This is a genomic window from Pseudomonas argentinensis (genome assembly GCF_001839655.2).
Classification (GTDB): domain Bacteria; phylum Pseudomonadota; class Gammaproteobacteria; order Pseudomonadales; family Pseudomonadaceae; genus Aquipseudomonas; species Aquipseudomonas argentinensis_B.
The window spans coordinates 3,191,371-3,217,737 of sequence record NZ_CP056087.1 but is presented as its reverse complement, the minus strand read 5'-3'; the positions used below and the strand labels follow the sequence as shown (position 1 = coordinate 3,217,737).

23 protein-coding genes and 1 pseudogene are annotated in these 26,367 nt (G+C 64.1%); 8 read left to right on the top strand and 16 right to left on the bottom strand.

From position 1 onward, the window contains the following. Window positions 1-13 precede the first annotated feature (13 nt). From SA190iCDA_RS14260 to SA190iCDA_RS14245, 4 genes are read left to right on the top strand one after another with little or no spacing between them, the layout of a single operon-like run. A complete protein-coding gene (locus tag SA190iCDA_RS14260) occupies window positions 14-322 on the top strand; it encodes a PepSY domain-containing protein (RefSeq protein ID WP_070887436.1) in 309 nt (102 codons plus the stop codon). After that, on the top strand, window positions 322-636 hold the full coding sequence (locus tag SA190iCDA_RS14255) for a PepSY domain-containing protein (protein ID WP_070887435.1): 315 nt from the start codon (window positions 322-324) through the stop codon (window positions 634-636). Before SA190iCDA_RS14260 ends, SA190iCDA_RS14255 begins: the two co-directional genes overlap by 1 nt. 1 nt (window position 637) lies before the next feature. Then, a complete protein-coding gene (locus tag SA190iCDA_RS14250) occupies window positions 638-1,306 on the top strand; it encodes a response regulator transcription factor (protein WP_070887434.1) in 669 nt (222 codons plus the stop codon). Beyond that, window positions 1,303-2,625: a sensor histidine kinase gene (locus SA190iCDA_RS14245; protein ID WP_070887433.1), complete on the top strand. Its 1,323-nt coding sequence runs from the start codon at window positions 1,303-1,305 to the stop codon at window positions 2,623-2,625. The genes SA190iCDA_RS14250 and SA190iCDA_RS14245 overlap by 4 nt, the downstream gene beginning before the upstream one ends. 59 nt (window positions 2,626-2,684) lie before the next feature. Here the strand turns inward: SA190iCDA_RS14245 and SA190iCDA_RS14240 are convergent, their stop codons facing one another. Next, on the bottom strand, window positions 2,685-3,281 hold the full coding sequence (locus SA190iCDA_RS14240) for an NADPH-dependent FMN reductase (protein ID WP_070887432.1): 597 nt from the start codon (window positions 3,279-3,281) through the stop codon (window positions 2,685-2,687). A gap of 373 nt (window positions 3,282-3,654) precedes the next feature. Between SA190iCDA_RS14240 and SA190iCDA_RS14235 the strand changes: the two genes are divergently transcribed. From SA190iCDA_RS14235 to SA190iCDA_RS14225, 4 genes and pseudogenes are all read left to right on the top strand, one after another. Beyond that, window positions 3,655-4,971, top strand: coding sequence for a Na+/H+ antiporter family protein (locus tag SA190iCDA_RS14235; protein ID WP_070887431.1), 1,317 nt, complete (start codon window positions 3,655-3,657; stop codon window positions 4,969-4,971). A 107-nt stretch (window positions 4,972-5,078) separates the two neighbouring features. Next, window positions 5,079-5,855 (top strand): annotated as a pseudogene (locus SA190iCDA_RS23490) (cache domain-containing protein); the annotation flags it as partial. An 84-nt stretch (window positions 5,856-5,939) separates the two neighbouring features. Then, window positions 5,940-6,761, top strand: coding sequence for a methyl-accepting chemotaxis protein (locus SA190iCDA_RS23485; RefSeq protein WP_419203936.1), 822 nt, complete (start codon window positions 5,940-5,942; stop codon window positions 6,759-6,761). Window positions 6,762-6,855: 94 nt separating this feature from the next. Continuing rightward, a complete protein-coding gene (locus SA190iCDA_RS14225) occupies window positions 6,856-7,920 on the top strand; it encodes an AI-2E family transporter (RefSeq protein ID WP_070887429.1) in 1,065 nt (354 codons plus the stop codon). Window positions 7,921-7,977: 57 nt separating this feature from the next. Here SA190iCDA_RS14225 and nuoN read toward each other — a convergent pair whose 3' ends face one another. The 15 genes from nuoN to SA190iCDA_RS14150 form a co-directional block, all read right to left on the bottom strand. Then, complete coding sequence (gene nuoN / locus SA190iCDA_RS14220) at window positions 7,978-9,465, bottom strand: NADH-quinone oxidoreductase subunit NuoN (RefSeq protein ID WP_070887428.1); 1,488 nt, start codon at window positions 9,463-9,465, stop codon at window positions 7,978-7,980. A 28-nt stretch (window positions 9,466-9,493) separates the two neighbouring features. Then, window positions 9,494-11,023, bottom strand: coding sequence for an NADH-quinone oxidoreductase subunit M (nuoM, locus tag SA190iCDA_RS14215; protein ID WP_070887427.1), 1,530 nt, complete (start codon window positions 11,021-11,023; stop codon window positions 9,494-9,496). Window positions 11,024-11,064: 41 nt separating this feature from the next. Next, a complete protein-coding gene (gene nuoL, locus SA190iCDA_RS14210) occupies window positions 11,065-12,912 on the bottom strand; it encodes an NADH-quinone oxidoreductase subunit L (RefSeq protein WP_070887426.1) in 1,848 nt (615 codons plus the stop codon). Beyond that, on the bottom strand, window positions 12,909-13,217 hold the full coding sequence (gene nuoK, locus SA190iCDA_RS14205) for an NADH-quinone oxidoreductase subunit NuoK (RefSeq protein WP_013791402.1): 309 nt from the start codon (window positions 13,215-13,217) through the stop codon (window positions 12,909-12,911). Before nuoK ends, nuoL begins: the two co-directional genes overlap by 4 nt. Then, the gene (gene nuoJ, locus SA190iCDA_RS14200) at window positions 13,214-13,723 is read right to left on the bottom strand and encodes an NADH-quinone oxidoreductase subunit J (protein ID WP_070887425.1); all 510 of its coding nucleotides are present in this window, start codon (window positions 13,721-13,723) and stop codon (window positions 13,214-13,216) included. The genes nuoK and nuoJ overlap by 4 nt, the downstream gene beginning before the upstream one ends. Then, window positions 13,723-14,271 (bottom strand): NADH-quinone oxidoreductase subunit NuoI, encoded by a 549-nt coding sequence (gene nuoI / locus SA190iCDA_RS14195; RefSeq protein WP_027905361.1) that lies wholly within the window; start codon window positions 14,269-14,271, stop codon window positions 13,723-13,725. The genes nuoJ and nuoI overlap by 1 nt, the downstream gene beginning before the upstream one ends. Before the next feature lie 10 nt (window positions 14,272-14,281). Further along, complete coding sequence (gene nuoH / locus SA190iCDA_RS14190; protein ID WP_070887424.1) at window positions 14,282-15,274, bottom strand: NADH-quinone oxidoreductase subunit NuoH; 993 nt, start codon at window positions 15,272-15,274, stop codon at window positions 14,282-14,284. Beyond that, on the bottom strand, window positions 15,271-18,000 hold the full coding sequence (gene nuoG / locus SA190iCDA_RS14185) for an NADH-quinone oxidoreductase subunit NuoG (RefSeq protein WP_070887423.1): 2,730 nt from the start codon (window positions 17,998-18,000) through the stop codon (window positions 15,271-15,273). Before nuoG ends, nuoH begins: the two co-directional genes overlap by 4 nt. Before the next feature lie 108 nt (window positions 18,001-18,108). Next, entirely contained in the window at window positions 18,109-19,467 is a 1,359-nt protein-coding gene (nuoF, locus tag SA190iCDA_RS14180) for an NADH-quinone oxidoreductase subunit NuoF (RefSeq protein ID WP_070887422.1), read from the bottom strand. Then, entirely contained in the window at window positions 19,464-19,955 is a 492-nt protein-coding gene (gene nuoE, locus SA190iCDA_RS14175; RefSeq protein ID WP_070887421.1) for an NADH-quinone oxidoreductase subunit NuoE, read from the bottom strand. The genes nuoF and nuoE overlap by 4 nt, the downstream gene beginning before the upstream one ends. Before the next feature lie 10 nt (window positions 19,956-19,965). Further along, complete coding sequence (gene nuoC, locus SA190iCDA_RS14170; RefSeq protein ID WP_070887420.1) at window positions 19,966-21,747, bottom strand: NADH-quinone oxidoreductase subunit C/D; 1,782 nt, start codon at window positions 21,745-21,747, stop codon at window positions 19,966-19,968. A 60-nt stretch (window positions 21,748-21,807) separates the two neighbouring features. After that, window positions 21,808-22,485: a NuoB/complex I 20 kDa subunit family protein gene (locus tag SA190iCDA_RS14165; RefSeq protein ID WP_070887419.1), complete on the bottom strand. Its 678-nt coding sequence runs from the start codon at window positions 22,483-22,485 to the stop codon at window positions 21,808-21,810. Window positions 22,486-22,495: 10 nt separating this feature from the next. Then, window positions 22,496-22,909, bottom strand: a complete 414-nt coding sequence (locus tag SA190iCDA_RS14160) for an NADH-quinone oxidoreductase subunit A (protein ID WP_070887418.1) — start codon at window positions 22,907-22,909, stop codon at window positions 22,496-22,498. 421 nt (window positions 22,910-23,330) lie between these two features. Continuing rightward, window positions 23,331-24,926, bottom strand: a complete 1,596-nt coding sequence (locus SA190iCDA_RS14155; RefSeq protein ID WP_070887417.1) for an isocitrate lyase — start codon at window positions 24,924-24,926, stop codon at window positions 23,331-23,333. A 629-nt stretch (window positions 24,927-25,555) separates the two neighbouring features. Beyond that, window positions 25,556-26,362 (bottom strand): secretin N-terminal domain-containing protein, encoded by an 807-nt coding sequence (locus tag SA190iCDA_RS14150; protein WP_070887416.1) that lies wholly within the window; start codon window positions 26,360-26,362, stop codon window positions 25,556-25,558. Window positions 26,363-26,367 lie beyond the last annotated feature (5 nt).

Genomic DNA, 26,367 nt, shown 5'->3' with positions numbered 1-26,367 from the left:
TCAGGAGATCACCATGAAGAAATTGACCGCTTTGTTCGCCGTTGCTGCGCTCACCGCCGCTGCAGGTGTCGCCCAGGCCCGAGATCTGGGGCCGGACGAGGCATTGAAACTGCGTGACGCCGGCACCATCCAGTCGTTCGAGAGGCTCAACGAGGCTGCCCTTGCCGCCCATCCCGGCGGTAAACTGGGCGACACCGAGCTCGAGGAAGAATACGGCCGCTACCTCTACCAGGTCGAAATCCGCGACGCCCAGAACCAGAAGTGGGACGTCGAACTGGATGCCACCAACGGCACCGTGCTCAAGAACCACCAGGATGATTGATGAAAGGCAACCCCGTTTTTCGCTGCATCTGCATCGTTTCGCTGGCCGCGCTGACGTGCGTGGCCAGCGCACGTGACCTTGACCAGGACGAAGCGCGGGATCTGCGCCTGAGTGGCGTGATCCTGCCTCTCGACCAGCTGATGCGCGCCGCCCTGGAGCGCTACCCGGGTGCGACCCTGCTCGAGGCCGAGCTGGAGGAAGAAGACGATGTCTTCGTCTATGAAGTGGAACTGCTGACCCGCGAGGGGGTGGTTCGTGAACTGGAGCTCGATGCCCACGACGGCAAGATCCTGAAGGATGAGGTAGACGACTGACATGCGCCTGTTGCTGGTTGAAGACCACGTACCGCTTGCCGATGAACTGACCGCCTCACTGACCCGCCAGGGCTATGCCGTGGACTGGCTGGCCGACGGCCGCGACGCCGTGTACCAGGGCGCCAGTGAGCCCTACGACCTGATCATTCTCGACCTCGGTTTGCCTGGCAAACCGGGGCTCGAGGTGCTGCAGGAGTGGCGCCAGGGTGGCGTGGTCACCCCGGTGTTGATTCTCACCGCCCGCGGCTCCTGGGCCGAGCGTATCGAAGGCCTGAAGGTCGGTGCCGACGATTACCTGACCAAACCCTTTCACCCCGAAGAACTGCAGCTGCGCATCCAGGCGCTGCTGCGCCGCGCCCGCGGCCTGGCCAATCAGCCGCAGTTGCAGGCCGCCGGGCTGCACCTGGATGAAAGCCGGCAGTGCGTCAGCCGTGGCGAGCAGGCGATCGAGCTGACCGCCGCGGAGTTTCGCCTGTTGCGCTACTTCATGCTGCACGCCGGGCAGATCCTCTCCAAGAGCCACCTGGCCGAACACCTTTACGACGGCGAGACCGAGCGCGACTCCAACGTCATCGAGGTGCACGTCAACCACCTGCGCCGCAAGCTCGGCCGCGAGGTGATCGAAACCCGCCGCGGCCAGGGCTATCGGTTCACCGGTAGCGCCGCTTGAGGTCGATCCAGCGGCGCCTGAGCCTGAGCCTGATCAGCGTGTTGCTGATCATTGGCCTGCTGCTGGCGCAGACCTGCCTGTGGCTGTTCGACAACAACCTGCGGCGCTACATGCAGGCCGGGCTCGAAGAGGAAGCGCAATCGCTGCTGATCGCGCTGGTGCGCGGGCCGTCCGGTATCCAGCTCGACGAGTCGCGACTGAGCGCGGCCTATCAGCGCCCCTATTCGGGCCTGTATTTCCGTATCGGCTTCAGCGACAAGAGCTGGCGCTCCCGCTCGCTGTGGGACAGCGAACTGCAACCCTCGGACGTGGACGGCCTGCAACCCGTGCTGCAGGAGGGGCCTCAGGAACAGGTGCTGGTGACCTTTCGCGGCGAATACCGGCGCTTCGGCCAGGAGCTGACCATTACCGTGGCCCGTGACTACACGCCGGTGCTGGACAGCTTCCGCCGGGTGCAGCGTATCGGCCTGGCGCTGGGACTTGGTGGCCTGGCGTTGATTCTGCTGCTGCAGCGCCTGGCGGTCAGCCGCGCATTGCGGCCGCTGGAGCAGACCCGCGTGCAGATTGCCCAGTTGCAGCAAGGGCAGCGCTCCGGGCTGGATGAACAGGTGCCCGAGGAGCTGGAGCCGCTGGTGGAGCAGATCAACCACCTGTTGGCCCACACAGAAGAAACCCTCAAGCGCTCGCGCAATGCCCTGGGCAACCTGGGCCATGCGTTGAAGACGCCGCTGGCGGTGCTGGTCAACCTGGCCTCCCGGGACGAACTGCGTGCGCACCCCGAACTTCGCGACAACCTGATCGAACACCTGCAGCAGATCGAGCAGCGTATCGCCCGCGAGCTGGGCCGCGCGCGCCTGGCCGGCGAGGCGTTGCCCGGCGCGCACTTCGATTGCCGGCAAGAATTACCCGGTCTGTTCGCCACCCTTGGCATGATCCACGACAGTGGCATCGAGCTGAGCTGGCAGGCCTCGCCGCCCGACCTGCGCCTGCCCCGTGATCGCGAGGACTTGCTGGAGCTGCTCGGCAACCTGCTGGACAACGCCTGCAAGTGGACCGACAGCCAGGTGCGCCTGAGTATCGAACGCACCGACAAGGCCTATGTATTGAGCGTCGATGACGATGGGCCCGGGATCGACAGCGAACGCCGCGAAGAAGTGCTCAGCCGCGGTATTCGCCTGGACGAGCAAACCGCGGGCCATGGCCTGGGCCTGGGGATCGTGCGCGATATCGTCGATGCCTGGGACGGCACCCTCACGCTGCACGACAGTGAACTGGGCGGCTTGCAGGTCCGCATCGAGCTGCCGCTGCGCGCCCGATAAGCGCTTATTTCCGGGATGAGGTGCGGATCGCCTGACGATCCGCACCCCGCGCCTGACACTTACATGCCATTGGTAAATGCCGGGTCGCTGAGGTCGATGGCGGCGCGCACGGGTTTCAGCGCCTCGCCGTACCTGGCCAGGATATCCAGCGCGTAATCGATACGGGCACGAATGCGGCTGTCGTCTTCGCTGGCCGGCTGGTCCTCGTTGAGGACCTTGGTCACCGAGCGAATGATCAGGTGCTCGGGCAGGTAGTTGACCCGGCAGTTCTTGTAGCTGGAGCTGCGCAGCTCGGCAATCGGGCTGCCGCCGCCGATTCCCGACGACACGCCCACCAGCAGCCCCGGCTTGTGGGCCAGTTCGGCCTTGCTGGCGTAGATGAAGAAATTCTTGATCGCCGGGCCGGCCATGCCATTCCACTCCGGGGCGATCACCACCACCGCATCGGCGCGCTGCAGGCGCGGGCCGTAGTCGGCCCAGGTGCCGTTGTCGTCGGCAGGCCACAGCGGCAGCGGGCCGGCGCCAAGGTCGATGATCTGGCTGAGCTCGGCACTGGTCTTGCCCAGGGTGACCAGGCGTTGACGCAGAAAGTGGGCAACCTTGGCGGATTGGCTGTCGGGGCGGCTTGAGCCGGCGATCAGAACGATATCGAGCATGGGATCCTCCGTTGATAAAGGGGCGTGAGGCTAACGCCCGCGGTTGAACACGCAAAGTACGTTTGTGCTATTTGCTTAGAACCGCGCTACATGATGACTCGCCCGCGACGCCTAGCGCGGTTTTTTGTGGCCTGCCATCCCTGGCCGCCACCCTTCGGGCCGTCGCAAGCGACGTCAAAAACTTCTCCCGGAAGTTTTTTGACACCCAGGCCAGCTTCCGGCAGAGTGCGACGCTTTTTGCGGCCTGCCATCCCTGGCGGCAACCCTATGGGCCGTCGCAAGCGACCTGAAAGCGCTTTCGACGATTCTTTATGGCCTGCCGAGTCCGGCAACCAGCAGATTGCGCCGCTGATGGCGATTCGAGGAGCCTCTCATGAATGCAGTTATCGCCGCCGTCGGCATCATGCTGATTCTCAGCCTTTGCCGGGTCCACGTCGTGGTGGCGTTGATCATCGGCGCGCTGGCTGGCGGCATGATCGGCGGCCTGGGCATGGACGGCTCGCTGGCGGCCTTCAACAAGGGGCTGGGTGGCGGCGCCACCGTGGCGCTTTCCTACGCCTTGCTGGGCGCCTTCGCGGTGGCGATCGCCAAGTCCGGCCTGGCCCATGCCCTGGCCGACAAGGCACTGACCCTGGTCGGTCGCCAGGAAGAGGGCGGCGGCGGGGTGCTGAAATGGATGCTGGTGGGCCTGTTGCTCGCCGTGGCGATCTCCTCGCAGAACATCCTGCCCATCCACATCGCCTTCATTCCGCTGCTGGTGCCGCCGCTGCTGTACGTGATCACCCGTTTGCAGATCGACCGCCGGTTGATCGCCTGTGTGCTGACCTTCGGCCTGATAACGCCCTACATGTTTCTGCCGGTAGGCTTCGGCAACATCTTTCTCCACGAGATCCTGCTCGCCAACGTGGTGCGCAGCGGAGTGGACGTGAGCGGCGTGAACGTCAGCCACGCCATGCTGATCCCCGCCCTGGGCATGGTCACCGGTCTGCTGCTCGCCCTGTACAGCTACCGCGGCAAGCGCAGCTACGACCTTGCGCGGGTCGAGCGCACCGAGCGGGTGGACGCCAGCTATAACCGACGCAGCCTGATCGTCGCCGGCGTGGCGGTGGCCATCGCCTTTGCCGCCCAGCTGTGGCTCGACTCGATGATCATCGGCGCGTTGCTGGGTTTCGTGGTGTTTTCCGCCTCGGGCATCGTGCGCTGGAAGGAGACCGACGACCTGTTCACCGAAGGCATGAAGATGATGGCGATGATCGGCTTCATCATGATCGCCGCCTCGGGTTTCGCCGAAGTAATGCGCGAAACCGGCGAGATCAAGGCCCTGGTCGACGCCAGCGCCGGCTGGATCGGCGACAGCAGGGGCCTGGGCGTGCTGCTGATGCTGCTGGTCGGCTTGCTGGTGACCATGGGCATCGGCTCGTCGTTTTCTACGGTGCCGATCATCGCCGCGATCTTCGTGCCGTTGTGCGTGCAGATGGGCTTCAGCCCTCTGGCCACGGTATGCATCGTCGGCACTGCCGGTGCCATCGGCGATGCCGGCTCGCCGGCTTCCGACTCGACCCTGGGGCCGACGGCGGGCCTCAACGTCGACGGCCAGCACAATCATATCTGGGACACCGTGGTGCCCACCTTCCTGCACTACAACCTGCCGCTGCTGGTGTTTGGCTGGGTCGCCGCCATGGTGCTGTAAGGCATTTCCCGGCTGTCGCCTGGGCGCTCAAGTTTTCGTAGGCGGCTGCCGATGACCTGAGCAGAAGCCAGCTATCCTTGGCTTTATCTGGTCAAAGGAAAATAAAAATGCGCCTGACCTTGAAGTCCAAAGTTGTGCTGTTGGCTCTGGTTCCCGTTCTGCTGTTCGCCGTGGTGCTGAGCGGCGCTGCCGCCAAGGTGCTGTACGGCCTGGCGGAGCAGGAGGTCACTGAAACCCGTGAGCGCCTGCTCGCCGAGAAGCGCAACGAGCTGCAGAACTACAGCGCAATCGCCATGGGCGCCGTGCAGAGCCTGTATGACGCCGCGCCCAGTGGCGACCTGGAGAGCCGCAAACAGGCCATCGCCATCCTGTCGAAGATCAAGTACGGCAAGGACGGCTACTTCTTCGGTCATGACTCCAACGTGGTGCGGCTGTTTCGCAGCGACAGCCCCGTGGATGTTGGCAAGAGCCTCAATGATCGGCGCGACGTCAACGGCGTGTTCGTGAACCGCGAGCTGGTGCGCGTCGCCAAGGACAACAGCTACTACGTCAACTATTCCTCGCCGTTACCCGGCAACGAGTCGATCCAGGTGCCCAAGCTCGCCTACAGCTACTACCTGCCCAAGTGGGACATGGCGCTCGGCACCGCGGTCAACCTGGACGGCGTCGAGGCGCAGATCGTCGAAGTGCGCGCCGACATCGACCAGCGGGTGAGCACCATCATCACCAGCATTGTGGTGATCGCCGCCGTGCTGCTGGTGACCTTCGGCGTGGTTGGCGGCATCCTCGCCAACACCTTTCTGCGCCCGCTGCAGCAGATCAAGGCCAGCCTCGATGACATCGCCGCCGGCGACGGCGACCTCACCAAGCGCCTGCCGGTCACCAGCCGTGACGAGTTGGGCGAGCTGGCCGGCTCGTTCAATCGTTTCGTCGACAAGGTGCACGGGCTGGTGCGGCAGATTACCGAGATGACCGGCCAGTTGACCGAGCTGGTTGGCCAGGTCGCCGCCCAGGCGCAACGCTCCGAGCAGGCCATGGAAAGGCAGCGCCACGAAACGGACCAGGTGGCGACCGCCATCAACGAGATGTCCGCCGCTGCCCATGAAGTGGCCAAGAGCGCCCAGGGGGCGGCCGAGGCGGCCCAGCAGACCGACCGCGAAGGGCAGGCGGCCAAGCAGGTGGTGGATGGCAGCATCGCCCGTATCCATTCGCTGGTCGGCGACATTCGCGGCAGCGGCACCTCCCTCGATAGCCTGCAGCAGGACGTGCATTCCATCGTCAGCGTGCTCGACGTGATCCGCTCGATCGCTGAACAGACCAACCTGCTGGCACTCAACGCGGCCATCGAGGCGGCGCGTGCGGGCGAGGCGGGCCGCGGCTTCGCCGTGGTCGCCGACGAGGTAAGGGCACTGGCCAGCCGCACCCAGCAGAGCACCCAGGAAATCCAGGGCATGATCGACCGTTTGCAGAGCGGCACCCGCGAGGCGGTCAATGCCATGCGCCAGTCCAGTGACGCCGGCGAGATCACCAGCGAGCAGGCCAACAAGGCCGGCGCCTCGCTGGATGCCATCGCCGGATTGATCGGCACCATCAATGCCATGAACGCGCAGATCGCCAGTGCGGCCGAGGAGCAGACCGCGGTGGCCGAGGAGATCAACCGCAGCGTGCACCAGATCGCCGGCGCGGTGGACAGCGTCGCCGAGGAAACCCGTCAGGGCGCCCAGACCGCACGCAGCCTGGCGCAACTCGGTCAGGGCCTGGAAAACCTGGTACGCCAGTTCCGCATCTGAGCTGTCGAGGCGAGCAGGGACGCTCGCCTGAATAAGAGTGCACTTTGTCGGCGGCACGGGAGACTAAGGGGCATATCCCCCTTGTGATCCGGCCATGCAGACGACGTCCCTCGAAAAGAAAACCTTCCTCCTCCTGCTCGTCCTGGTGACGATCGCCTTCATCTGGATATTGCTGCCGTTCTACGGGGCGGTGTTCTGGGCGGTGGCGCTGGCCGTGGTGTTCGCGCCCTTGCAGCGGCGCATGGCGCGGCGCATTGGCGGACGCGGTAACCTGTCGGCGCTGATGACATTGGTCGTCTGCCTGCTGGTGGCGATTCTGCCGGTGATCTTCATCGCCTCGGCGATAGTTGCCGAGGGCACCAGCATCTACCAGCGCATCGACTCCGGCGAGCTGGATGTCGGCGCCTACGTGACCAGTACCAAGGAAATGCTGCCGCCGTTCCTGCAGCAGCAGATCGACCGCATCGGCATGGGCAACATGGCCGATCTGCAGGAAAGTATCACCAGCGGCGCCGCCGCCGGTAGCCAGTACCTGGCGACCAAGGTGTTCGCCATCGGCCAGGGCACCTTCGAGTTCGTGATCAGCTTTTTCATCATGCTGTACCTGCTGTTCTTCCTGCTGCGTGATGGGCAGGAACTGGTGCGCGACATCCGCATGGCCGTACCGCTGGGCGACAACACCAAGCGTCGCCTGCAGATCAAGTTCACCCGCGTGGTGCGCGCCACGGTCAAGGGCAACATCGTCGTGGCAGCGGTGCAGGGTGCCCTGGGCGGCTTGATTTTCTGGGTGCTGGGCATTTCCAGCCCGCTGCTGTGGGGCGTGCTGATGGCCTTCCTGTCGCTCTTGCCAGCGGCCGGTGCCGGCATCGTCTGGGCGCCGGTGGCGGTCTACCTGCTGCTCAGTGGCGACGTCTGGCAGGGTGTGGTGCTGACCCTGTTCGGCGTGCTGGTGATTGGCCTGGTGGACAACATCCTGCGTCCGATCCTGGTCGGCAAGGATACCCGCATGCCCGACTACCTGATCCTGATTTCCACCCTGGGCGGCATGGCCCTGTTCGGCCTCAACGGCTTCGTGCTGGGGCCGCTGGTCGCCGCGCTGTTCGTCGCCAGCTGGAACCTGTTCGCGGCGGGCAAGAAGACCGTCAGGCTGCCCGAGTAACATCCCGCGTCAACCAGAACGGCTGCCCTGGGGCAGCCGTTTTTCGTCGCACTCGAATCAGAGCGCGGCAGCGGCCAGGCCGGCCTGCTGAACCAGGTCCAGCAACGGCTGCGGGTACACGCCGAGCACGAAGGCCAGGGCTGCCACCAGCATCAGCATGATGCCACCGGCACGTTGGCCCCAGTTGAAGGGTGCGTCGTGGCGCTGCAGGTTCGGCTCGTTGAGGAACAGGGTGACCATCACCCGCAGGTAGTAGAACACCGCGATGGCACTACCCAGGATCAGCGCACCGATCAACCACCACAACTGCGCCTGCACACCGGCAGCGATGACGTAGAACTTGCCGATGAAGCCGGCGGTCAGCGGAATGCCGGCCAGCGACAGCATCATCACGGTCAGCACCGCGGTCAGGTACGGGCGGCGCCAGAACAGGCCGCGGTACTCGTACAGCGCATCGGCGTCACGGCCGTTGTAGGGCGTGGACATCAGGGTGATCACCCCGAAGGCGCCCAGGCTGGTCAGCACATAGGTGGCCATGTACACGCCGATGGCTTCCACGGCCAGGCCCTTGCTGGCGATCAGCGCCACCAGCAGGTAACCGAAGTGGGCGATGGACGAATAGCCGAGCAGACGCTTGAGGTTGTTCTGCACCAGGGCCAGCAGGTTGCCGAACAGGATCGAGGCGATGGCGATGACCGTCAGCAGGTCGTTCAGCCAGCCGCCAGCGGTGGCCGGGGAGAGCTGATACAGGCGCAGCAGCACGGCGAATACCGCGACCTTGCTGGCGGTGGCCAGGAACGCTGCCACCGGCGCCGGAGCGCCTTCGTAGACGTCCGGCGTCCACAGGTGGAACGGCACCATGGACAGCTTGAACGCCAGGCCGATGAGCATCATGCCGATGCCGATCTGCACCAGCTGGCTGCCGCTAGCACCGGCCAGGCTGGCACCGATCTGGGCGAAGCTCAGGCTGCCGGCGTCGGCATACAGCAGTGCCATGCCGAACAGCAGGAAGGCGCTGCCGGCGGCCGACAGCACCATGTACTTGATACCGGCTTCCAGCGAGCGCTTGTTGAAGTAGGCGTAGGCGATCATCCCGTAGGTGGGTACCGACAGCAGCTCCAGGCCGATGAACAGGCCGGCCAGGTGCTCGGTGCTGACCAGCACCAGGCCCCCGGCCGCGGAGAGCAGCAGCAACAGGTACATCTCTTCGCGGTTGCGCGGGTAGCCCTTGGTCTGCCCGTCGCTGACCGTCGCCTCGCCCAGGTAGGCATGGGTGAGGGTCACGCAGGCCAGGGTGGCGATCAGCACCAGCGCCATGTAGTAGCAGGCGAAGGTGTCGATCTGCATCAGCGGGGTCACCTGCAGCGGAGTGACGCCGAGGGTCGGCAGCAGCGACAGCAGGGCAGCGTTGAGGCCGATCACCGAGAGCACGAAGGTCATCGCGTGACTGCGCTTCCAGGCAATGGCCAGCATGACCACCACTACCGTGGCGCAGGTGACCAGCAGCGGCAGCAGGGCGATCAGGTGTTGGGTGGAGAATTGCACAGCGTGATGTTCCATAGATTTTGAACCCTTACCGGCCCGAAGCGAGTTGATCGAGGGCGCCACTGAACCACTGCTGCACGCCTTGCATGCTGGCGGCAGAGGTGTCGAGCACCGGCTGCGGGTAAACACCGAGCAGGATCAGCAGCACCGCGAGGCACAGCACCATGCTCAGTTCACGAAACTGCAGGCCCGGCAGCGGGCTGTCGTTCTTCACCGGGCCGAAGTGGGCGCGGTGGATCATGATCAGCGAGTAGACGGAGCCGAGCACCAGGCCGGTCGCGGCGATCACCGTGACCCACGGCGCGGCCGGGAAGCTGCCAATCAGGATCAGGAACTCGCCGACGAAGTTGCCGGTACCCGGCAAGCCCAGTGCGGCGGCCGCGAAGAACAGGCTCAGCGCCGGCAGCCAGGACATACGCGCCCAGATGCCGCCCATCTCGCGCATGTCGCGGGTGTGCAGGCGTTCGTACAACTGGCCGCAGAGGATGAACAGCGCCGCGGCCGACAGACCGTGGGCCATCATCTGTACCACCGCGCCCTGCAGGGCAATCTGGCTGCCCGAGTAGATGGCGATCAGCACGAAGCCCATGTGCGACACGCTGGAGTAGGCCACCAGGCGCTTGATGTCGGTCTGGGCGAAGGACAGCAGGGCGCCATAGATGATGGCGAACACGCCCAGGTACATGGCGATCGGCGCGAACTCCGCCGAGGCATTGGGGAACAGTGGCAGCGAGAAGCGCAGCAGGCCGTAGGCAGCGGTTTTCAGCAGGATACCGGCGAGGTCTACGGAGCCAGCGGTCGGCGCCTGGGCGTGGGCGTCGGGCAGCCAGGAGTGCAGCGGCACCACCGGGAACTTGACCGCGAAGGCGATGAAGAAGCCCAGCATCAGCAGGTACTCGATACCCTCGGACAGTTCGGTCTTGAGCAGATCGGCGTAATTGAAGGTGAACACGCCGGTCTGGTTGAAGTGCACGAACACCAGGCCAAGAATCGCCACCAACATCACCAGACCGCTGGCCTGGGTGAAGATGAAGAATTTGGTGGCCGCGTTGATGCGGCTCTTGCCGGGGCTGCCGCTATGACCCCAGAGCGCGATGAGGAAATACATCGGCACCAGCATCATTTCCCAGAAGAAGAAGAACAGGAACAGATCGATGGCCAGGAACACGCCGACCACGCCGCCGAGGATCCACATCAGGTTGAGGTGGAAGAAGCCGACCCGGTTCTGGATCTCGTTCCACGAGCAGAGCACCGACAGCACACCGAGCAGGCCGGTGAGGGTGACCATCAGCACCGATAGGCCATCCATCGCCAGATGGATGCTGATGCCGAAGCGTTCGATCCAGCGCACCTGGAATTCGTGGGCCCAGCGTGGCTCGGCACCCGGCGCAGGCGCCAGGCTGAAATCGCCGGTGCCCCATAGCCACAGGCCGAGGCCGAACAGCAGGGACATGGTCAGCAGCGCGATCCAGCGCGGCAGGGTTCCGCCGAAGCGCTCCGCCTGCCAGCACAACAGGCCGCCGATAAAGGGGATCAGGATTAGCCAAGGCAGAATCATGACGGACGAGTTTCCTTAGAAAAAGTATTCGGGATCATCGGTCAGGCCATCATCACGGCGGCGAGCACCAGCACGGCGCCCCCGGCGATGGAGATGGCGTACCAGCGCAGATGCCCGGTTTCACTGCGGCTCAGCACACCATGACCGCCACGCACCAGGCGCGGGACGATGCCGATGGCACCATCGATCGGGTCGCGGGCGAGCACGCGGCACAGGAGCAGGTACGGCTGCACGAAAATCTTGTCGTAAAGCCAGTCGAAGCCCCAGGCGGCGAACCACCAGGCCGACAGGAAACGCCCCGGCGCGCTGCCCGCGACGGTGTTCACGAAACTGCGCCTGCCAAGGAACAGCATGGCCGCCAGCAGGATGCCGGCCAGGGCGATGCAGCCCGAGACGATTTCCAGGCTGTGCTTGGCATCGCCACCGGCGTGCCCGGCGCTCTGCGGCAGCACGCCAGCCAGCGGCGGGGTGATCCAGGCACCGATAAAGGTCGACAGCACGATCAGCACGATCAGCGGCAGGCTGTGGGCGATGCCATGCCCGGCATGAGCCTCGGTCTTCGCTTCGCCGTGGAAGGCGATGAAGATCAGCCGGAAGGTGTAGATCGAGGTCATGAAGGCGCCCAGCAGGCCGGCATAGAGCAGGCCGGAATGACCGCTGGCGAAGGCCTCCCAGAGGATCTCGTCCTTGGAGTAGAAACCCACGGTGATCAGTGGCAGCGCCGCCAGGGCCGAGCCACCGACGATGAAGCTGGCGTAGGCCAGTGGCAGCTTCTTCCACAGGCCGCCCATCTTGAAGATGTTCTGCTCGTGGTGGCAGGCATGGATCACCGAGCCGGAGGCGAGGAACAGCAGGGCCTTGAAGAAGGCGTGGGTCATCAGGTGGAAGATCGCCGCGTCCCAGGCACCGACGCCCAGGGCCAGGAACATGTAGCCGATCTGGCTCATGGTCGAGTAGGCGAGGATACGCTTGATGTCGGTCTGCACCAGGGCGGCGAAACCCGCCAGCACCAGGGTCACGCCGCCGACGATGCCGACCAGTTCGAGAATCTCCGGGGTCAGCAGGAACAGGCCATTGGTGCGGGCGATCAGGTAGACGCCCGCGGTGACCATGGTGGCAGCGTGGATCAGCGCGGAAACCGGGGTCGGGCCGGCCATGGCGTCGGCCAGCCAGGTCTGCAGCGGCAGCTGGGCGGACTTGCCGACCGCGCCGCCGAGCAGCATCAGGGTCGCCAGCCACAGCCAGGTGTCGCCGGCTGCGTACTTCTGCGGGGCCAGTACCATCAGCTCCTGGATGTTCAGGGTGCCGAGGTTGAGGAACAGCAGGAACAGGCCAATCATCAGGAACACGTCGCCGATGCGGGTGACGATGAACGCCTTGAGCGCCGCGTTACCGTTGGGCACGTGCTTGTAGTAGAAGCCGATCAGCAGGTACGAGCACAGGCCCACGCCCTCCCACCCGAAGAACAGGGTCATCAGGTTGTCGCCCAGCACCAGCAGCAGCATGCTGAAGATGAACAGGTTGGTGTAGGAGAGGAAACGCGAGTAACCCTCTTCACCGCGCATGTACCAGCTGGCGAACATGTGAATCAGGAAGCCCACGCCGGTGACCACGCCAAGCATGGTCAGCGACAGGCCGTCCAGATACAGGGTGAAGCTCGGCGCCAGGCCGTCGACGCTCATCCACTGCCACAGGGTCTGGGTGTACACGCCGCCTTCCGGTGGCGCGACATTGAACTGCCACATGATCCAGGCGGTGGTCAGGGCCGACAGGCCGACCGAGCCGACACCGACGACGGCGGCAGCGCCTTCGCTCAGGCGGCCACGGGAAAAGGCCAGGATGAACCAGCCGATCAGTGGGAACAGAAGGGTCAGGAATAGGAGGTTCATCCGCGCATCTCGCTGGCTGCGTCGATATCGAGGGTGTGGAAGCGGCGATACAGCTGCAGCAGGATCGCCAGGCCGATGCTCGCTTCGGCGGCGGCCAGGGCGATCACCAGAATGAACATGATCTGCCCGTCAGCCTGGGCCCAGCGCGCGCCGGCCACCACGAAGGCCAGGGCGGCGGCGTTCATCATCACTTCCAGGCTCATCAGCACGAACAGGATGTTGCGGCGCACCATCAGGCCGACCAGGCCAAGGCTGAACAGCACGCCGGCCAGCGCCAGGCCGTGCTCCATTGGAATACCGTTCATGGCGTAGCATCCTTGATGTCGTTACGGCCCAGGTGATAGGCGGCGACCAGTGCCGCCAGCAGCAGCATGGAGGCCAGCTCGACGGCCAGCAGGTACGGGCCGAACAGGTGCACACCGACGGCCTTGGCATCGACCGTGGTGTGGCCGACGGTGGCACCGCTCGGTACCGCGAACAGCACGTACAGCAGCTGCCCCAGCAACACGGCGGAAAGCAGCGCCGGGCCGATCCAGATGCCCGGCGTCAGCCAGGTGCGCTCCTGCTGTACCGAGGCCGGGCCCAGGTTGAGCATCATCACCACGAACACGAACAGCACCATGATGGCGCCGGCGTAGACGATGATTTCCAGGGCGCCGGCGAACGGCGCGCCCAGGCTGAAGAACACCATGGACACGGCCAGCAGCGAGATGATCAGGTAGAGCAGGGCGTGCACCGGGTTCTTGCCGGTGATCACGCCCAGGGTCGAGGCAACCGCGACCCCGGCGGAGAAATAGAAGGCGAATTCCATTATGGCAACAACCCCTTGACGTTGATCGGCTCGGCTTCGTCCTGCGCGGCGCCTTTCGGCTTGCCGGCGATGGCCATGCCGGCCACGCGGTAGAAGTTGTAGTCCGGATTCTTGCCGGGGCCGGAGATCAGCAGGTCTTCTTTCTCGTACACCAGATCCTGACGCTTGAACTCGCCCATTTCGAAATCCGGGGTGAGCTGGATCGCGGTGGTCGGGCAGGCTTCCTCGCACAGGCCGCAGAAGATGCAGCGCGAGAAGTTGATGCGAAAGAAATCCGGGTACCAGCGACCGTCTTCGGTTTCCGCCTTCTGCAGCGAGATGCAGCCCACCGGGCAGGCCACGGCGCACAGATTGCAGGCCACGCAGCGCTCTTCGCCATCGGGGTCGCGGGTCAGCACGATGCGGCCGCGGTAGCGTGGCGGCAGGTAGACCTGCTCTTCCGGGTATTGCAGGGTGTCGCGCTTGCGAAAGCCATGGCCGAAGACCATGACCAGGCTGCGCAACTGGGTCGCGGTACCGACCAGTACGTCCCAAATATATTTGAACATCACTCGCTCCTTACTGGGCCGTGGCCAGCACGACGGCGCCGGTCACCAGCAGGTTGATCAGGGTCAGCGGCAGGCAGAACTTCCAGCTGAAGGCCATGACCTGGTCATACCGCGGGCGCGGAATCGAGGCGCGCAGCAGGATGAAGATCATGATGAAGAAGCAGGTCTTGATCGCGAACCAGAAGAACGGGATCTGCGGCAGGATGCCGAACGGACCGTGCCAGCCACCGAAGAACAGGGTTACCAGCAGCGCGGAAATGGTCACGATGCCGATGTATTCACCGACGAAGAACATGCCCCATTTCATGCCGGCGTATTCGATGTGGTAACCGTCGGCCAGCTCCTGCTCCGCTTCCGGCTGGTCGAAGGGGTGACGGTGGGTCACGGCCACGCCAGCGATGAAGAAAGTACAGAAACCAAAGAACTGCGGAATGATGAACCACAGGTGCTCGGCCTGGTAATCGACGATGGCGCGCATGTTGAACGAGCCGACCTGGGCGACGATGCCCATCAGCGCCAGGGCCAGGAACACCTCGTAGGAAACGGTCTGGGCCGAGGCGCGCAGGCTGCCGAGCAGGGCGAACTTGTTGTTGCTCGACCAGCCGGCGAACAGCACGGCATACACCGACAGACCGGCCATGGCGAAGAAGAACAGGATACCGATGTTCAGGTCCGCCACACCCCAGTTGGGGGTGATGGGGATGATCGCGAAGGCCACCAGCATGGCACCCATGCCGACAATCGGCGCCAGGGTGAAGATCATCTTGTCGGCGAACGGCGGTGTCCAGTCTTCCTTGAAGAACATCTTCAGCATGTCCGCAGCGATCTGGAACATGCCGAACGGACCGACCCGGTTGGGGCCGTAGCGATCCTGCCACCAGCCGAGCAGACGGCGCTCGACGAAGCTCAGCAGCGCCCCGCACACCACCACGGCGAGCAGGATGACGATGGCCTTGAGCACTTCCTGGATGATGTCGAGCAGCGCGGGCGTCAACCAGCTCATTGTGCGGCCTCCCCGATACCGGTGACGGGCGCGCCGGCGAAGGCGGGCGGAATGCCACCCAGGCCGACCGGCAGGCCGACCAGGCCGATGCCCAGTTCTTCGCTGACCCGCAGCGGCAGGCGCAGGTTCTGGCCGTTGACGCTCAGTTGCAGCAGGGCGCCATCATTGACGCCGAGGCGGTCGGCTTCATCCTTGGCCAGCGCCACGTAGGCGTCGGGCGTGCGTTCGGCAATCGGCGCGGCGCGCGAGGACATTTCCTCGCTGCCGAACAGATGATGCAGCGGCACGGCCTGCCAGGTGCCCTGGGCCGGGTTGAAGGCCGCGGGTACGCTGAACCAGCCCAGGCTTGCGCCCTTGGCTTCGATCAGGCGTACGCCGGGGTCACCGGCACGCAGGTGACCACCGACTTCGTCCTGGAACTTGTTCCAGGCTTGCGGCGAGTTCCAGCCTGGGGACCAGGCGAACGGAATCTGCTGGCGATCTTCCTGGCTGCCCGCATAGCCTTCCATGGAGAAGGCGAAGGCACTGTCCTTGTCCTGGGGCTGACGGGGCTCGTGCACGCTGATGTTGGCGCGCATGGCGGTCCGGCCGCTGTAGCGGTGCGGCTCGCGAGCCAGCTTGAGGCCCTTGATGCGGAACGAGGCGCCTGGCGCGGCGTCGCGGATACCGGCCAGCTGGGCGTTGCTCGCGGCGCAAGCGGCAGTGACCTGATCCAGTTGGGTCCAGTCGACGACACGGTTGTGCAGCGTGCTGTGCAGCGCGTGCAGCCAACGCCAGCCTTCACGCACCAGGATGTTGGCGTCGTAGTAGGACGGGTCATAGACCTGGAAGAAACGCTGGGCGCGGCCTTCCTGGCTGACCAGGGTGCCGTCGCCTTCGGCGAAGCTGGCGGCCGGCAGCAGCAGGTGCGCCTTGGCGGTGGTGGCGGTGCTCTGGTGATCGGCGACGATCACCACCTTGGCGGCAGCCAGGGCCGCGTCCACCTTGTTGGCGTCGGCGCGGTGATAGAGATCGTTCTCCAGCACCACCAGGGCGTCGGCCTGGCCGCAGGTGAGCGCTTCGAGAGCGTCGTCCAGGCTGTTGCCGGCGAACTGCTCGCCCATCAGCAGAGCCATGCCCATGCTGTTGGCTTCCGGCACCACCAGGCTGATGGAGCCGTTCTTCTCGCGGTTCTTCAGGGCGCTGGCGATGTTCGCCGCCGCCTCGATCAAGGCGCGGCTGCCCAGGGATGCACCGGAAACGATCAGCGGGCGCTTGGCGCCCACCAGCGCCTCGGCGATGCGCTGCACCAGCTCGGCAGCCTCGGTCTCCAGGCCCTCGACGGCCGGGGCGCTCGGGTCGATGGCGTGGGCCACGGCGAAGCCGATGCGCGCCAGGTCGTCCGGCGCAGCGTGCACGCACTGCTCGGCGACGTCGTCGAGGCGGGTGGCGGTGACGCTGGCGATGAACAGGGGGTTGAGCGCGTGCTGGGCGACGTTCTGCACGGCGGCCATGTGCCAGTCCTGGATCTTCGCGCCGGCAGCGATTTCGGTGGCCTTGCCCTTGACCGACTGGCGCAGGGCCAGGGCGACGCGCGCGGCGGTCTGGGTCAGATCCTCACCGAGCACGAATACCGCGTCGTGGCTCTCGATGTCGCGCAGGGTCGGCACCGGCAGCGGGCCGTTCTGCAGCACGTCGCGGATCAGGCGGATGTTGGCCTGCTCGGCCGCGGCGATACCGGAATAGAAATTGCCGGCACCGACCAGTTCGCGCAGGGCGAAGTTGCCTTCCAGGCTGGCCCGTGGCGAGCCGATGCCGATCACCTTGCGACCCTTGAGCAGGGCGGCAGCCTGGTCCAGCGCGGCGTCCAGGCCCATCTTCATCTTGCTGAGCACCATCAGCGGCTGACGCGGACGGTCCTCGCGGTTGACGTAGCCATAGCCGAAACGGCCACGGTCGCAGAGGAAGTACCCATTCACCGAGCCGTTGAAGCGGTTCTCGATGCGGCGCACTTCGCCGTAACGCTCACCCGGGCTGGTGTTGCAGCCGCTGGAGCAGCCATGGCAGATGCTCGGGGCGAACTGCATGTCCCACTTGCGGTTGTAGCGCTCGGAGTGGGTCTTGTCGGTGAACACACCGGTCGGGCAGACCTCGACCAGGTTGCCGGAGAACTCGCTTTCCAGGGTGCCGTCTTCGACCCGGCCGAAATACACGTTGTCGTGGGCGCCGTAGACGCCCAGGTCGGTGCCGCCGGCGTAATCCTTGTAGTAGCGCACGCAGCGGTAGCAGGCGATACAGCGGTTCATCTCATGGGCGATGAACGGGCCGAGTTCCTGGTTCTGGTGGGTGCGCTTGCTGAACCGATAGCGACGGGCGTTGTGGCCGGTCATCACCGTCATGTCCTGCAGGTGGCAATGGCCGCCTTCCTCGCAGACCGGGCAGTCATGGGGGTGGTTGGTCATCAGCCACTCGACGACGCTCTTGCGGAAGGCCACCGCCTCTTCGTCGTCGATGGAAATCCAGCTGTTGTCGGTGGCTGGCGTCATGCAGGACATGACCAGGCGGCCGCGCTTGTCGTTTTCGTCGGTGTACTGCTTCACCGCGCACTGGCGGCAGGCGCCAACGCTGCCGAGCGCCGGGTGCCAGCAGAAGTAGGGGATGTCGAGACCAAGGGACAGACAGGCCTGCAGCAGGTTGTCCGCACCATCGACTTCGAGATCTTTGCCGTCTACGTGGATAGTGGCCATTTTTCTTCAGTCTTCGTTTGCCCACCGTGAGGTGGACGGGCTAAGGGAATTCTCTTCAACGACCTGGGCCGGACGGCGCCATCGCGCCCACCTGTCCGGCCAGCGGGCCTATACCGCGTGTGCCGCTACCGGCGGTTGCGGCGCAATGGCGCCCACGCCGGCTTCGAACTCTTCACGGAAATACTTGATCGCGCTGCCCAGTGGCTCCACGGCGCCCGGTGCGTGCGCACAGAAGGTCTTGCCGGGGCCGAGGAAATTGACCAGGCCGAGCAGGGTGTCGATGTCCTCGCGGGTGCCCTGCTTGCGCTCCAGGGCACGGAGGATCTTCACGCTCCATGGCAGGCCATCACGGCAGGGTGTGCACCAGCCGCAGGACTCGCGGGCGAAGAACTCCTCCATGTTGCGCAGCAGCGACACCATGTTCACCGTGTTGTCGATGGCCAGGGCCAGGCCGGTGCCCATGCGGGTGCCGACCTTGGCGATGCCGGCGGCGTACATGGACGCCTCGAGGTGCTCGGGCAGCAGGAAGCCGGTGCCGGCACCGCCGGGCTGCCAGGCCTTGAGGGTGTAGCCGTCGCGCATGCCGCCGGCGTAGTCCTCGAACAGCTCGCGGGCGCTGATGCCGAACGGCAGCTCCCAGATACCCGGCGTCTTGACCTTGCCGGAGAAGCCCATCAGCTTGGTGCCGTGGTCTTCGCTGCCTTCGCGGGCCAGGGACTTGTACCAGTCCACGCCGTTGGCGACGATGGCCGGCACGTTGCACAGGGTCTCGACGTTGTTGACGCAGGTCGGCTTGCCCCACACGCCCACCGCAGCGGGGAAGGGCGGCTTGGCGCGCGGGTTGGCGCGGCGGCCTTCCAGGGAGTTGATCAGCGCGGTTTCTTCACCGCAGATGTAACGCCCGGCGCCGGTGTGCACGAACAGTTCGAAATCGAAACCGCTGCCCAGGATGTTCTTGCCCAGCAGGCCGGCGGCCTTGGCTTCCTCGATGGCGCGGTTGAGGTTGGCGGCGGCGTCGACGTATTCGCCGCGCAGGAAGATGTAGCCGCGGTAGGCCTTCAGGGCCCGGGCGCTGATCAGCATGCCTTCCACCAGCAGGTGCGGCAGCTGTTCCATCAGCATGCGGTCCTTCCAGGTGTTGGGCTCCATCTCGTCCGCGTTGCACAGCAGGTAGCGGATGTTCAGGGATTCGTCGTTGGGCATCAGGCCCCACTTCACCCCGGTGGGAAAGCCCGCGCCACCGCGGCCCTTGAGGCCGGAGTCCTTGACGGTCTGCACGATGTCGGCCTGGGCCATCCCTAGGGCCTTGCGAGCGGCGGCATAGCCGTTCTTCTGCTGGTATTCGTCCAGCCACACGGGCTGCCCATCGTCGCGCAGGCGCCAGGTCAGTGGATGGCTCTCTTCGCTGCGGGCGATGCGGTTGGCCGGGCCGAAGGAAGTCAGCTGGTTGGAGCTGCGGCTGATCATTGGAAGTTCTCCAGCAGTTGCGCCACGCCTTCGGGCTGCACGTCGCCGAAGGTTTCGTCGTCGATCATCATCGCCGGCGCCTTGTCGCAGTTGCCCAGGCAGCACACCGGCAGCAGGGTGAAGCGGCCGTCGGCGGTGGTCTGCCCAGGCACGATGCCCAGCTCGGCCTTGATGCTGCCCAGCACGTTCTCGTGGCCACCGATGAAGCAGGTCATGCTGTCGCACACGCGGATGATGTGGCGGCCGACCGGCTGGCGGAAGATCTGGCTGTAGAAGGTGGCCACGCCTTCGACGTCGCTGGCCGGAATGCCGAGAATCGCGCCGATGGCGTCGGCGGCGCCGTCCGGCACCCAGCCACGCTCCTTTTGGACGATCTTCAGGGCCTCGATGGACGCCGCACGCGGGTCTTCGTAGTGGTGCATCTCGTGCTCGATGGCCGAGCGCTCGGTTTCACTGAGGGCGAAACGGTCGGTCTGAATCATGTTCATGGTGTTCTCCTCAGCGATCCACGTCGGCCATGACGAAGTCGATACTGCCCAGGTACGCGATCAGGTCGGCGACCATGCTGCCGCGGATCACCGAAGGGATCTGCTGCAGGTGCGGGAAGCTCGGCGTGCGGATGCGCGTGCGGTAGCTCATGGTGCTGCCGTCGCTGGTCAGGTAGTAGCTGTTGATACCCTTGGTCGCTTCGATCATCTGGAAGCTTTCGTTGGCCGGCATCACCGGGCCCCAGGAAACCTGCAGGAAGTGGGTGATCAGGGTTTCGATGTGCTGCAGCGTGCGTTCTTTCGGCGGCGGCGTGGTCAGCGGGTGATCCGCCTTGTACGGGCCTTCCGGCATGTTGCGCAGGCACTGGTCGATGATGCGGATGCTCTGGCGCATCTCTTCGACGCGCACCATGCAGCGGTCGTAGGCATCGCCATTGGCGGCCAGCGGCACGTCGAACTCGAAGTTCTCGTAGCCGGAGTAGGGGCGGGCCTTGCGCAGGTCGAAGTCGCACCCGGTGGCGCGCAGGCCGGCACCGGTGGTACCCCATTCCAGCGCTTCCTTGGTGTTGTACTGGGCCACGCCGATGGTACGGGCCTTGAGGATGCTGTTCTTCAGGGCGGCCTTTTCGTACTCGTCGAGACGCTTGGGCAGCCAGTCGACGAACTCCTTGACCAGCTTGTCCCAGCCGCGCGGCAGGTCGTGGGCGACGCCACCGATGCGGTACCAGGCCGGGTGCAGACGGAAACCGGTGATGGCTTCGATCACCTTGTAGGCGCGCTGGCGGTCGGTGAAGGTGAAGAACACCGGAGTCATGGCACCGACGTCCTGGATGTAGGTACCCAGGAACAGCAGGTGGCTGGTGATACGGAAGAACTCGGCCATCATGATGCGGATGGTGTCGACCTTCTGCGGTACCTTGATGCCGGCGAGCTTCTCGACCGAGAGCACGTAGGGCAGGTTGTTCATCACCCCGCCCAGGTAGTCGATACGGTCGGTGTAGGGGATGAAGCTGTGCCAGCTCTGGCGCTCGGCCATCTTCTCGGCGCCACGGTGGTGGTAACCGATTTCCGGCACGCAATCGACGATCTCTTCGCCGTCGAGCTGCAGGATGATGCGGAAGGCACCGTGGGCGGACGGGTGGTTGGGGCCGAGGTTGAGGAACATGTAGTCCTCGTTCTCGCTGTGGCGTTTCATGCCCCAGTCTTCGGGGTTGAAGCGCGCGGCTTCTTCTTCAAGCTGCTGCTTGGCCAGGGTCAGGCTGAACGGATCGAATTCGGTGGCGCGGGCCGGGTAGTCCTTGCGCAGCGGGTGACCTTCCCAGGTCGGCGGCATCATGATGCGGGTCAGGTGCGGATGACCGGTGAAGTGGATGCCGTACAGGTCCCACACTTCGCGCTCGTACCAGTTGGCGTTCGGCCAGATGCCGGTAACAGAGGGCAGGTTGAGGTCGCCCTCGCGCAGCGCCACCTTGATCATCACGTCGCTGTTACGCTCCAGCGACATGAGGTGATAGAACACGGTGAAGTCGGCGTCCGGCAAGCCGCGGCGCTGGGTGCGCAGGCGCTCGTCGACACCGTGCAGGTCATAGAGCATGACGTAGGGGCGGGTGGCCTGGCGCAGGAAGCGCAAGACGTCGACGAGCTTGTCGCGGCCAACCCAGATCACCGGCATGCCGGTGCGGGTGGCCTGCAGCGTGAAGCTGTCGGCGCCAAAACGGGATTGAAGCTCAACGACGACGTCTTGGTCGTCCGCCTTGTACGGCGCAATGGACACGATGGTGTCTGCAGTCATGGTCTCGATCGCTATCGGTCAACGGTGAGAGTGAGTCCGGCTTATATAAGGAAGCAGGACTCAGACTTCGTCAGGGGAACGCAGGTTGGTAACCGCAATACGCTGCTCGCGGCGCTGTTCTTTCTGGGAAGGCATCTCGGCGCGGTAAACGCCTTGATCGCCAACGACCCAGGACAGCGGGCGGCGCTCCTGACCGATGGATTCCTGCAGCAGCATCAAGCCTTGCAGAAACGCCTCGGGACGGGGCGGGCAACCGGGAATGTAGACGTCGACGGGAAGGAACTTGTCGACACCCTGAACGACCGAGTAGATGTCGTACATGCCGCCGGAATTGGCGCACGCCCCCATGGAAATGACCCACTTGGGTTCGAGCATCTGCTCATAGAGACGCTGGATGACTGGCGCCATCTTGATGAAACAGGTGCCGGCGATGACCATGAAGTCGGCCTGGCGCGGGGATGCACGGATCACCTCGGCACCGAAACGCGCAACGTCGTGCGGCGCGGTGAAGGCGGTGGTCATTTCCACGTAGCAGCAGGACAGCCCGAAGTTGTACGGCCACAGGGAATTCTTGCGACCCCAGTTCACCGCACCGCTAAGAACATCCGAGAGTTTTCCCATGTAGATGTTCTTGTGCACCTCGTCTTCTAGCTGTTGGTCGGTAACGACCTCCCGCTTGCCGATCGGGTATTGCTCGTTGGGAGCATCCGGATCGATCCGAGTGAGTTTGTATTGCATCGCCAAAGCCTCATTGTTTCAGCTTCGCCTGCCGCGCCTTACGACTCTCGGGTGCCCAATCCAGCGCACCGATACGCCAAAGGTAGACAAGACCTGCCAACAGAATGTTTATGAAAATGGCTGCTTCGATGAAGCCGGCCCAGCCGCTTTCGCGAACGGAGACGGCCCAGGCGAAGAGAAAGAGGGCTTCGACGTCGAAGATCACGAAGAGCATCGCGACCAGATAGAATTTGGCGGACAGGCGCAGGCGTGCGCTGCCGGTGGGAAGCATGCCCGATTCGAAAGGCTCGTTCTTGCTGCGCCCCCAGGCTTTGCTACCCAGCAGGCTGGAGACGCCCATCATGAAGGCACAGAGGCCCACGACGCCCAGCAGAAAAACGGCCAACGCCCAGTTGTGGGACAGGGAACTGCTTGCTTCCAGCATGCCGGGGCTCCTCAGGCAAGGAACGGCTTAACGCACGATTTAAAATTATGGCAAGGCATTAAGGGCCTTGAATCAATTCCCATAATGTTATGCCTGTATTGGGTGTAAGTAAATTTTTCCGCACAAAAAATAAATAAAACGTCGCATGCCTGCAATCAGCCAGTATTCAGAAAACCCCGCAAATCAAGGAGCTATAAAAACAAGGTGGAAACTTCGACGGCGAGCACAAGTTACATGTAGTGCAAGTTAAGATTCGCTTCAATAAGAATATATATCATTTGAGAATCTGTTCTTTTAACGCGCCTTCACAGGCTGTGCGTAATGGATGCAACCAGTAAATCTGCACTCCTTACTTGCCAATAAAAAGCCCCGGCATCGCTGCCGGGGCCAGGGCTCGCACTTGCGCCAGGCGGCGCGATTCTCAGTGGAACTGATTCATGGTGTTGTCCTTGCCGCCGGCCTTGAGCGCGGCCTCACCGGCGAAGTACTCCTTGTGATTGTCGCCGATATCCGAGCCCGCCATGTTCTGGTGCTTGACGCAGGCGATGCCTTGACGGATCTCCTGACGCTGCACACCCTTGACGTAGGCGAGCATGCCCTGGTCGGCGAAGTAGCCCTTGGCCAGATTGTCGGTGGAAAGAGCCGCCGTGTGGTAGGTCGGCAGGGTGATCAGGTGATGGAAGATGCCGGCGTGGGCCGAACCATCGCGCTGGAAGGTACGGATTTTCTCATCGGCGACCTGGGCCAGTTCGGTTTCGTCGTACTCGGCGCTCATCAGCTTGGTGCGGTCGTAGGCCGACACGTCCTTGCCGTCGGCAACGAAGGCATCGAACACCTGCTGGCGGAAGCTCAGGGTCCAGTTGAACGACGGGCTGTTGTTGTAGACCAGCTTGGCGTTGGGGATCACTTCGCGAACACGATCGACCATGGCCTTGATCTGGCCGACATGGGGCTTCTCGGTTTCGATCCAGATCATGTCCGCGCCGTTCTGCAGCGAGGTGATGCTGTCCAGCACGCAGCGATCCTCGCCGGTGCCCTTGCGGAACTGGAACAGGTTGGAGGCCAGGCGCTTGGGTCGCAGCAGCTTGCCGCCCCGGTTGATCACCACGTCGCCATTGTTCAGTTCGGCCGGGCTGATTTCCTCGCAGTCCAGGAACGCGTTGTACTGGTCGCCCAGGTCGCCCGGCTCGTTGGTCACGGCGATCTGCTTGGTCAGGCCGGCGCCCAGGGAGTCGGTACGGGCGACGATCACGCCATCGTCCACGCCCAGCTCGAGGAAGGCGTAGCGCACCGCGTTGATCTTGGCGAGGAAGTCGGCATGGGGCACGGTGACCTTGCCGTCCTGGTGGCCGCATTGCTTCTCGTCGGAGACCTGGTTTTCGATCTGAATGCAGCAGGCGCCGGCCTCGATCATCTTCTTGGCCAGCAGGTAGGTGGCCTCGGGGTTGCCGAAGCCAGCGTCGATGTCGGCGATGATCGGCACCACGTGGGTTTCGAAATTGTCGATCTGCGCCTGGATCTCGCTCTGCCTGGCGCGATCACCCGACTCGCGGGCCGCGTCGAGGGCGCTGAACAGCAGGTCCAGCTCCCGGGCGTCCGCCTGGCGCAGGAAGGTGTAGAGCTCCTCGATCAGTGCGGCGACGGCGGTCTTCTCGTGCATCGACTGATCCGGCAGCGGGCCGAATTCGGAGCGCAGTGCAGCGATCATCCAGCCGGACAGGTAGAGGTAGCGCTTGTTGGTGGTCTTCAGGTGCTTCTTGATGGAAATCAGTTTCTGCTGGCCGATGAAACCATGCCAGCAACCGAGCGACTGGGTGTAGACCGAAGAATCGGCATCGTACTCGGCCATGTCCTTGCGCATGATGGCCGCGGTGTACCTGGCGATATCCAGACCGGTCTTGAAGCGGTTCTGGGCGCGCATACGAGCGACGGATTCCGGGTTGATAGCGCTCCAGCTGCTGCCAGCGGCTTCTTTCAGGGCGGTAACGGCTTTGATGTCGTTTTCGTAAGCTGACATGGTCAATCCTTCAAGTATGTGTTGGGGCGAACACCGGGCGCTGCGCACAGCACAGGCGCAGGGCACGGCGCGAGCTCACCGCAGACGTTGAGATATAACCGGAAGGAGGAGGGCCGTGGCCGGGCGGACGAAGCGTATCGGTTGCCTGCTGCCGGGTAGGCGAGCGGTGGTGCGTACAGGCCCGTGGACGCCCTTGGCACCTTGCAGTTCGATACGTAAAGCGCTTCCCCGTCCCTCAGGACAACCTCGTTCCAGTCGCCATCTCGTCGAGCTGCCTTGTGGGCGCGCAGATTGCTGAAGAACGTTTGCGAGGCGGCTGATGCGAGGCGGAAGCTGGCGAGAAGCGGTCGGAGTCGCGGGCGACTGTACGAGTAGTACATGAGCACTTTGAGCCGGTTTCCAACGAAGCAGCAGCAACGCAGCTAGTTTTTCAGCAGCCTGCTAACAACACGAATCGATCCCTGCGGTGAGCGGGAGCGATCCGGAGGCTCGGTTTCCAGAGCCCCTGATTAGCGGGAGCGAGGCCATCATGCGACCGACGAAAATGTTCGTCAATCGTTTTTGTAGTGTTTTTTTAGATCTACTACATAAGTCTTAGAGCGACCATACAGTCACGTTCTACGGGGCTTTCAGTCGATCACGTCGACTTTCACGCGCATGCTCATGTCGTTGCGACCTTCGGTGGAGTAGCGGCGCATCAAGCCACTGCGATCGGCCTGACTTTGCTCGCTGCTGCCACCGATGTTGATCCACTCGCCTACCCGACCGCTGACCCGGGTATCGGCCTGCTGGATGTCTATCACGCCAGGTTGCTGCTGGCTGACGCGGTCACGGTTACTGCTGATGTCCAGGTGCACCACGTCGCCGGCCAGGCTGGCGGTCACATAGAAACCCTGGGTAACGTTGCGGTACTCGGTGTTGTTGTACACCTGGCCATAGGGACCACGGCTGGAGGTGGTCAGTGGCACGCTCTGGCCGACCTGGATCAGCGCCGGATAGCCTTCGCTGGTCTGCACCTGCTGGGTACCGCCGCCACGGCTGTCGGTGCTGCGGCGGATGACGCGCGCCTGGTCGCGGCCGTCCACCTCGCCACGGCCGATGTCCACCCGACCATTGCCGGCACTGATGCTGCCGTCCACGGCATAGCCGCGGTCATCACGGTAGGTCGACTCGCTGGTATCGACACTGATCAGCAGGCGTCGCGGCTGGGTGTCGAGCTGGGCGAGCAAGGCGCGCACCTCGTCGATCTTGCCTGGCGAGGCATTGACTATCAGCTGGTTGCCATAAGCGCTGACGCGCCCTTCGTGGCCCAGTGCCGACTGCACCACGGGCAGCAGATCGCCAGCGGTGCGGTAGTTCAGTGGGATGACTTCGGTGGCGGCCGTCGCCGAGAGACTGAGCGCGAGCAGGGCGGCGCCGAGAAAATGCCGCTTCATGGCAG

Excerpts from the sequence above, each read along its gene's own strand:
- SA190iCDA_RS14260 (WP_070887436.1), top strand. The coding sequence starts at position 14 with ATGAAGAAATTGACCGCTTTGTTCGCCGTTGCTGCGCTCACCGCCGCT.
- SA190iCDA_RS14255 (WP_070887435.1), top strand. The coding sequence starts at position 322 with ATGAAAGGCAACCCCGTTTTTCGCTGCATCTGCATCGTTTCGCTGGCC.
- SA190iCDA_RS14250 (WP_070887434.1), top strand. The coding sequence starts at position 638 with ATGCGCCTGTTGCTGGTTGAAGACCACGTACCGCTTGCCGATGAACTG.
- SA190iCDA_RS14240 (WP_070887432.1), bottom strand. The coding sequence starts at position 3,281 with ATGCTCGATATCGTTCTGATCGCCGGCTCAAGCCGCCCCGACAGCCAA.
- SA190iCDA_RS14235 (WP_070887431.1), top strand. The coding sequence starts at position 3,655 with ATGAATGCAGTTATCGCCGCCGTCGGCATCATGCTGATTCTCAGCCTT.
- SA190iCDA_RS23485 (WP_419203936.1), top strand. The coding sequence starts at position 5,940 with ATGACCGGCCAGTTGACCGAGCTGGTTGGCCAGGTCGCCGCCCAGGCG.
- SA190iCDA_RS14225 (WP_070887429.1), top strand. The coding sequence starts at position 6,856 with ATGCAGACGACGTCCCTCGAAAAGAAAACCTTCCTCCTCCTGCTCGTC.
- nuoM (WP_070887427.1), bottom strand. The coding sequence starts at position 11,023 with ATGATTCTGCCTTGGCTAATCCTGATCCCCTTTATCGGCGGCCTGTTG.
- nuoL (WP_070887426.1), bottom strand. The coding sequence starts at position 12,912 with ATGAACCTCCTATTCCTGACCCTTCTGTTCCCACTGATCGGCTGGTTC.
- nuoK (WP_013791402.1), bottom strand. The coding sequence starts at position 13,217 with ATGAACGGTATTCCAATGGAGCACGGCCTGGCGCTGGCCGGCGTGCTG.
- nuoJ (WP_070887425.1), bottom strand. The coding sequence starts at position 13,723 with ATGGAATTCGCCTTCTATTTCTCCGCCGGGGTCGCGGTTGCCTCGACC.
- nuoI (WP_027905361.1), bottom strand. The coding sequence starts at position 14,271 with ATGTTCAAATATATTTGGGACGTACTGGTCGGTACCGCGACCCAGTTG.
- nuoH (WP_070887424.1), bottom strand. The coding sequence starts at position 15,274 with ATGAGCTGGTTGACGCCCGCGCTGCTCGACATCATCCAGGAAGTGCTC.
- nuoG (WP_070887423.1), bottom strand. The coding sequence starts at position 18,000 with ATGGCCACTATCCACGTAGACGGCAAAGATCTCGAAGTCGATGGTGCG.
- nuoF (WP_070887422.1), bottom strand. The coding sequence starts at position 19,467 with ATGATCAGCCGCAGCTCCAACCAGCTGACTTCCTTCGGCCCGGCCAAC.
- nuoE (WP_070887421.1), bottom strand. The coding sequence starts at position 19,955 with ATGAACATGATTCAGACCGACCGTTTCGCCCTCAGTGAAACCGAGCGC.
- nuoC (WP_070887420.1), bottom strand. The coding sequence starts at position 21,747 with ATGACTGCAGACACCATCGTGTCCATTGCGCCGTACAAGGCGGACGAC.
- SA190iCDA_RS14165 (WP_070887419.1), bottom strand. The coding sequence starts at position 22,485 with ATGCAATACAAACTCACTCGGATCGATCCGGATGCTCCCAACGAGCAA.
- SA190iCDA_RS14160 (WP_070887418.1), bottom strand. The coding sequence starts at position 22,909 with ATGCTGGAAGCAAGCAGTTCCCTGTCCCACAACTGGGCGTTGGCCGTT.
- SA190iCDA_RS14155 (WP_070887417.1), bottom strand. The coding sequence starts at position 24,926 with ATGTCAGCTTACGAAAACGACATCAAAGCCGTTACCGCCCTGAAAGAA.
- SA190iCDA_RS14150 (WP_070887416.1), bottom strand. The coding sequence starts at position 26,362 with ATGAAGCGGCATTTTCTCGGCGCCGCCCTGCTCGCGCTCAGTCTCTCG.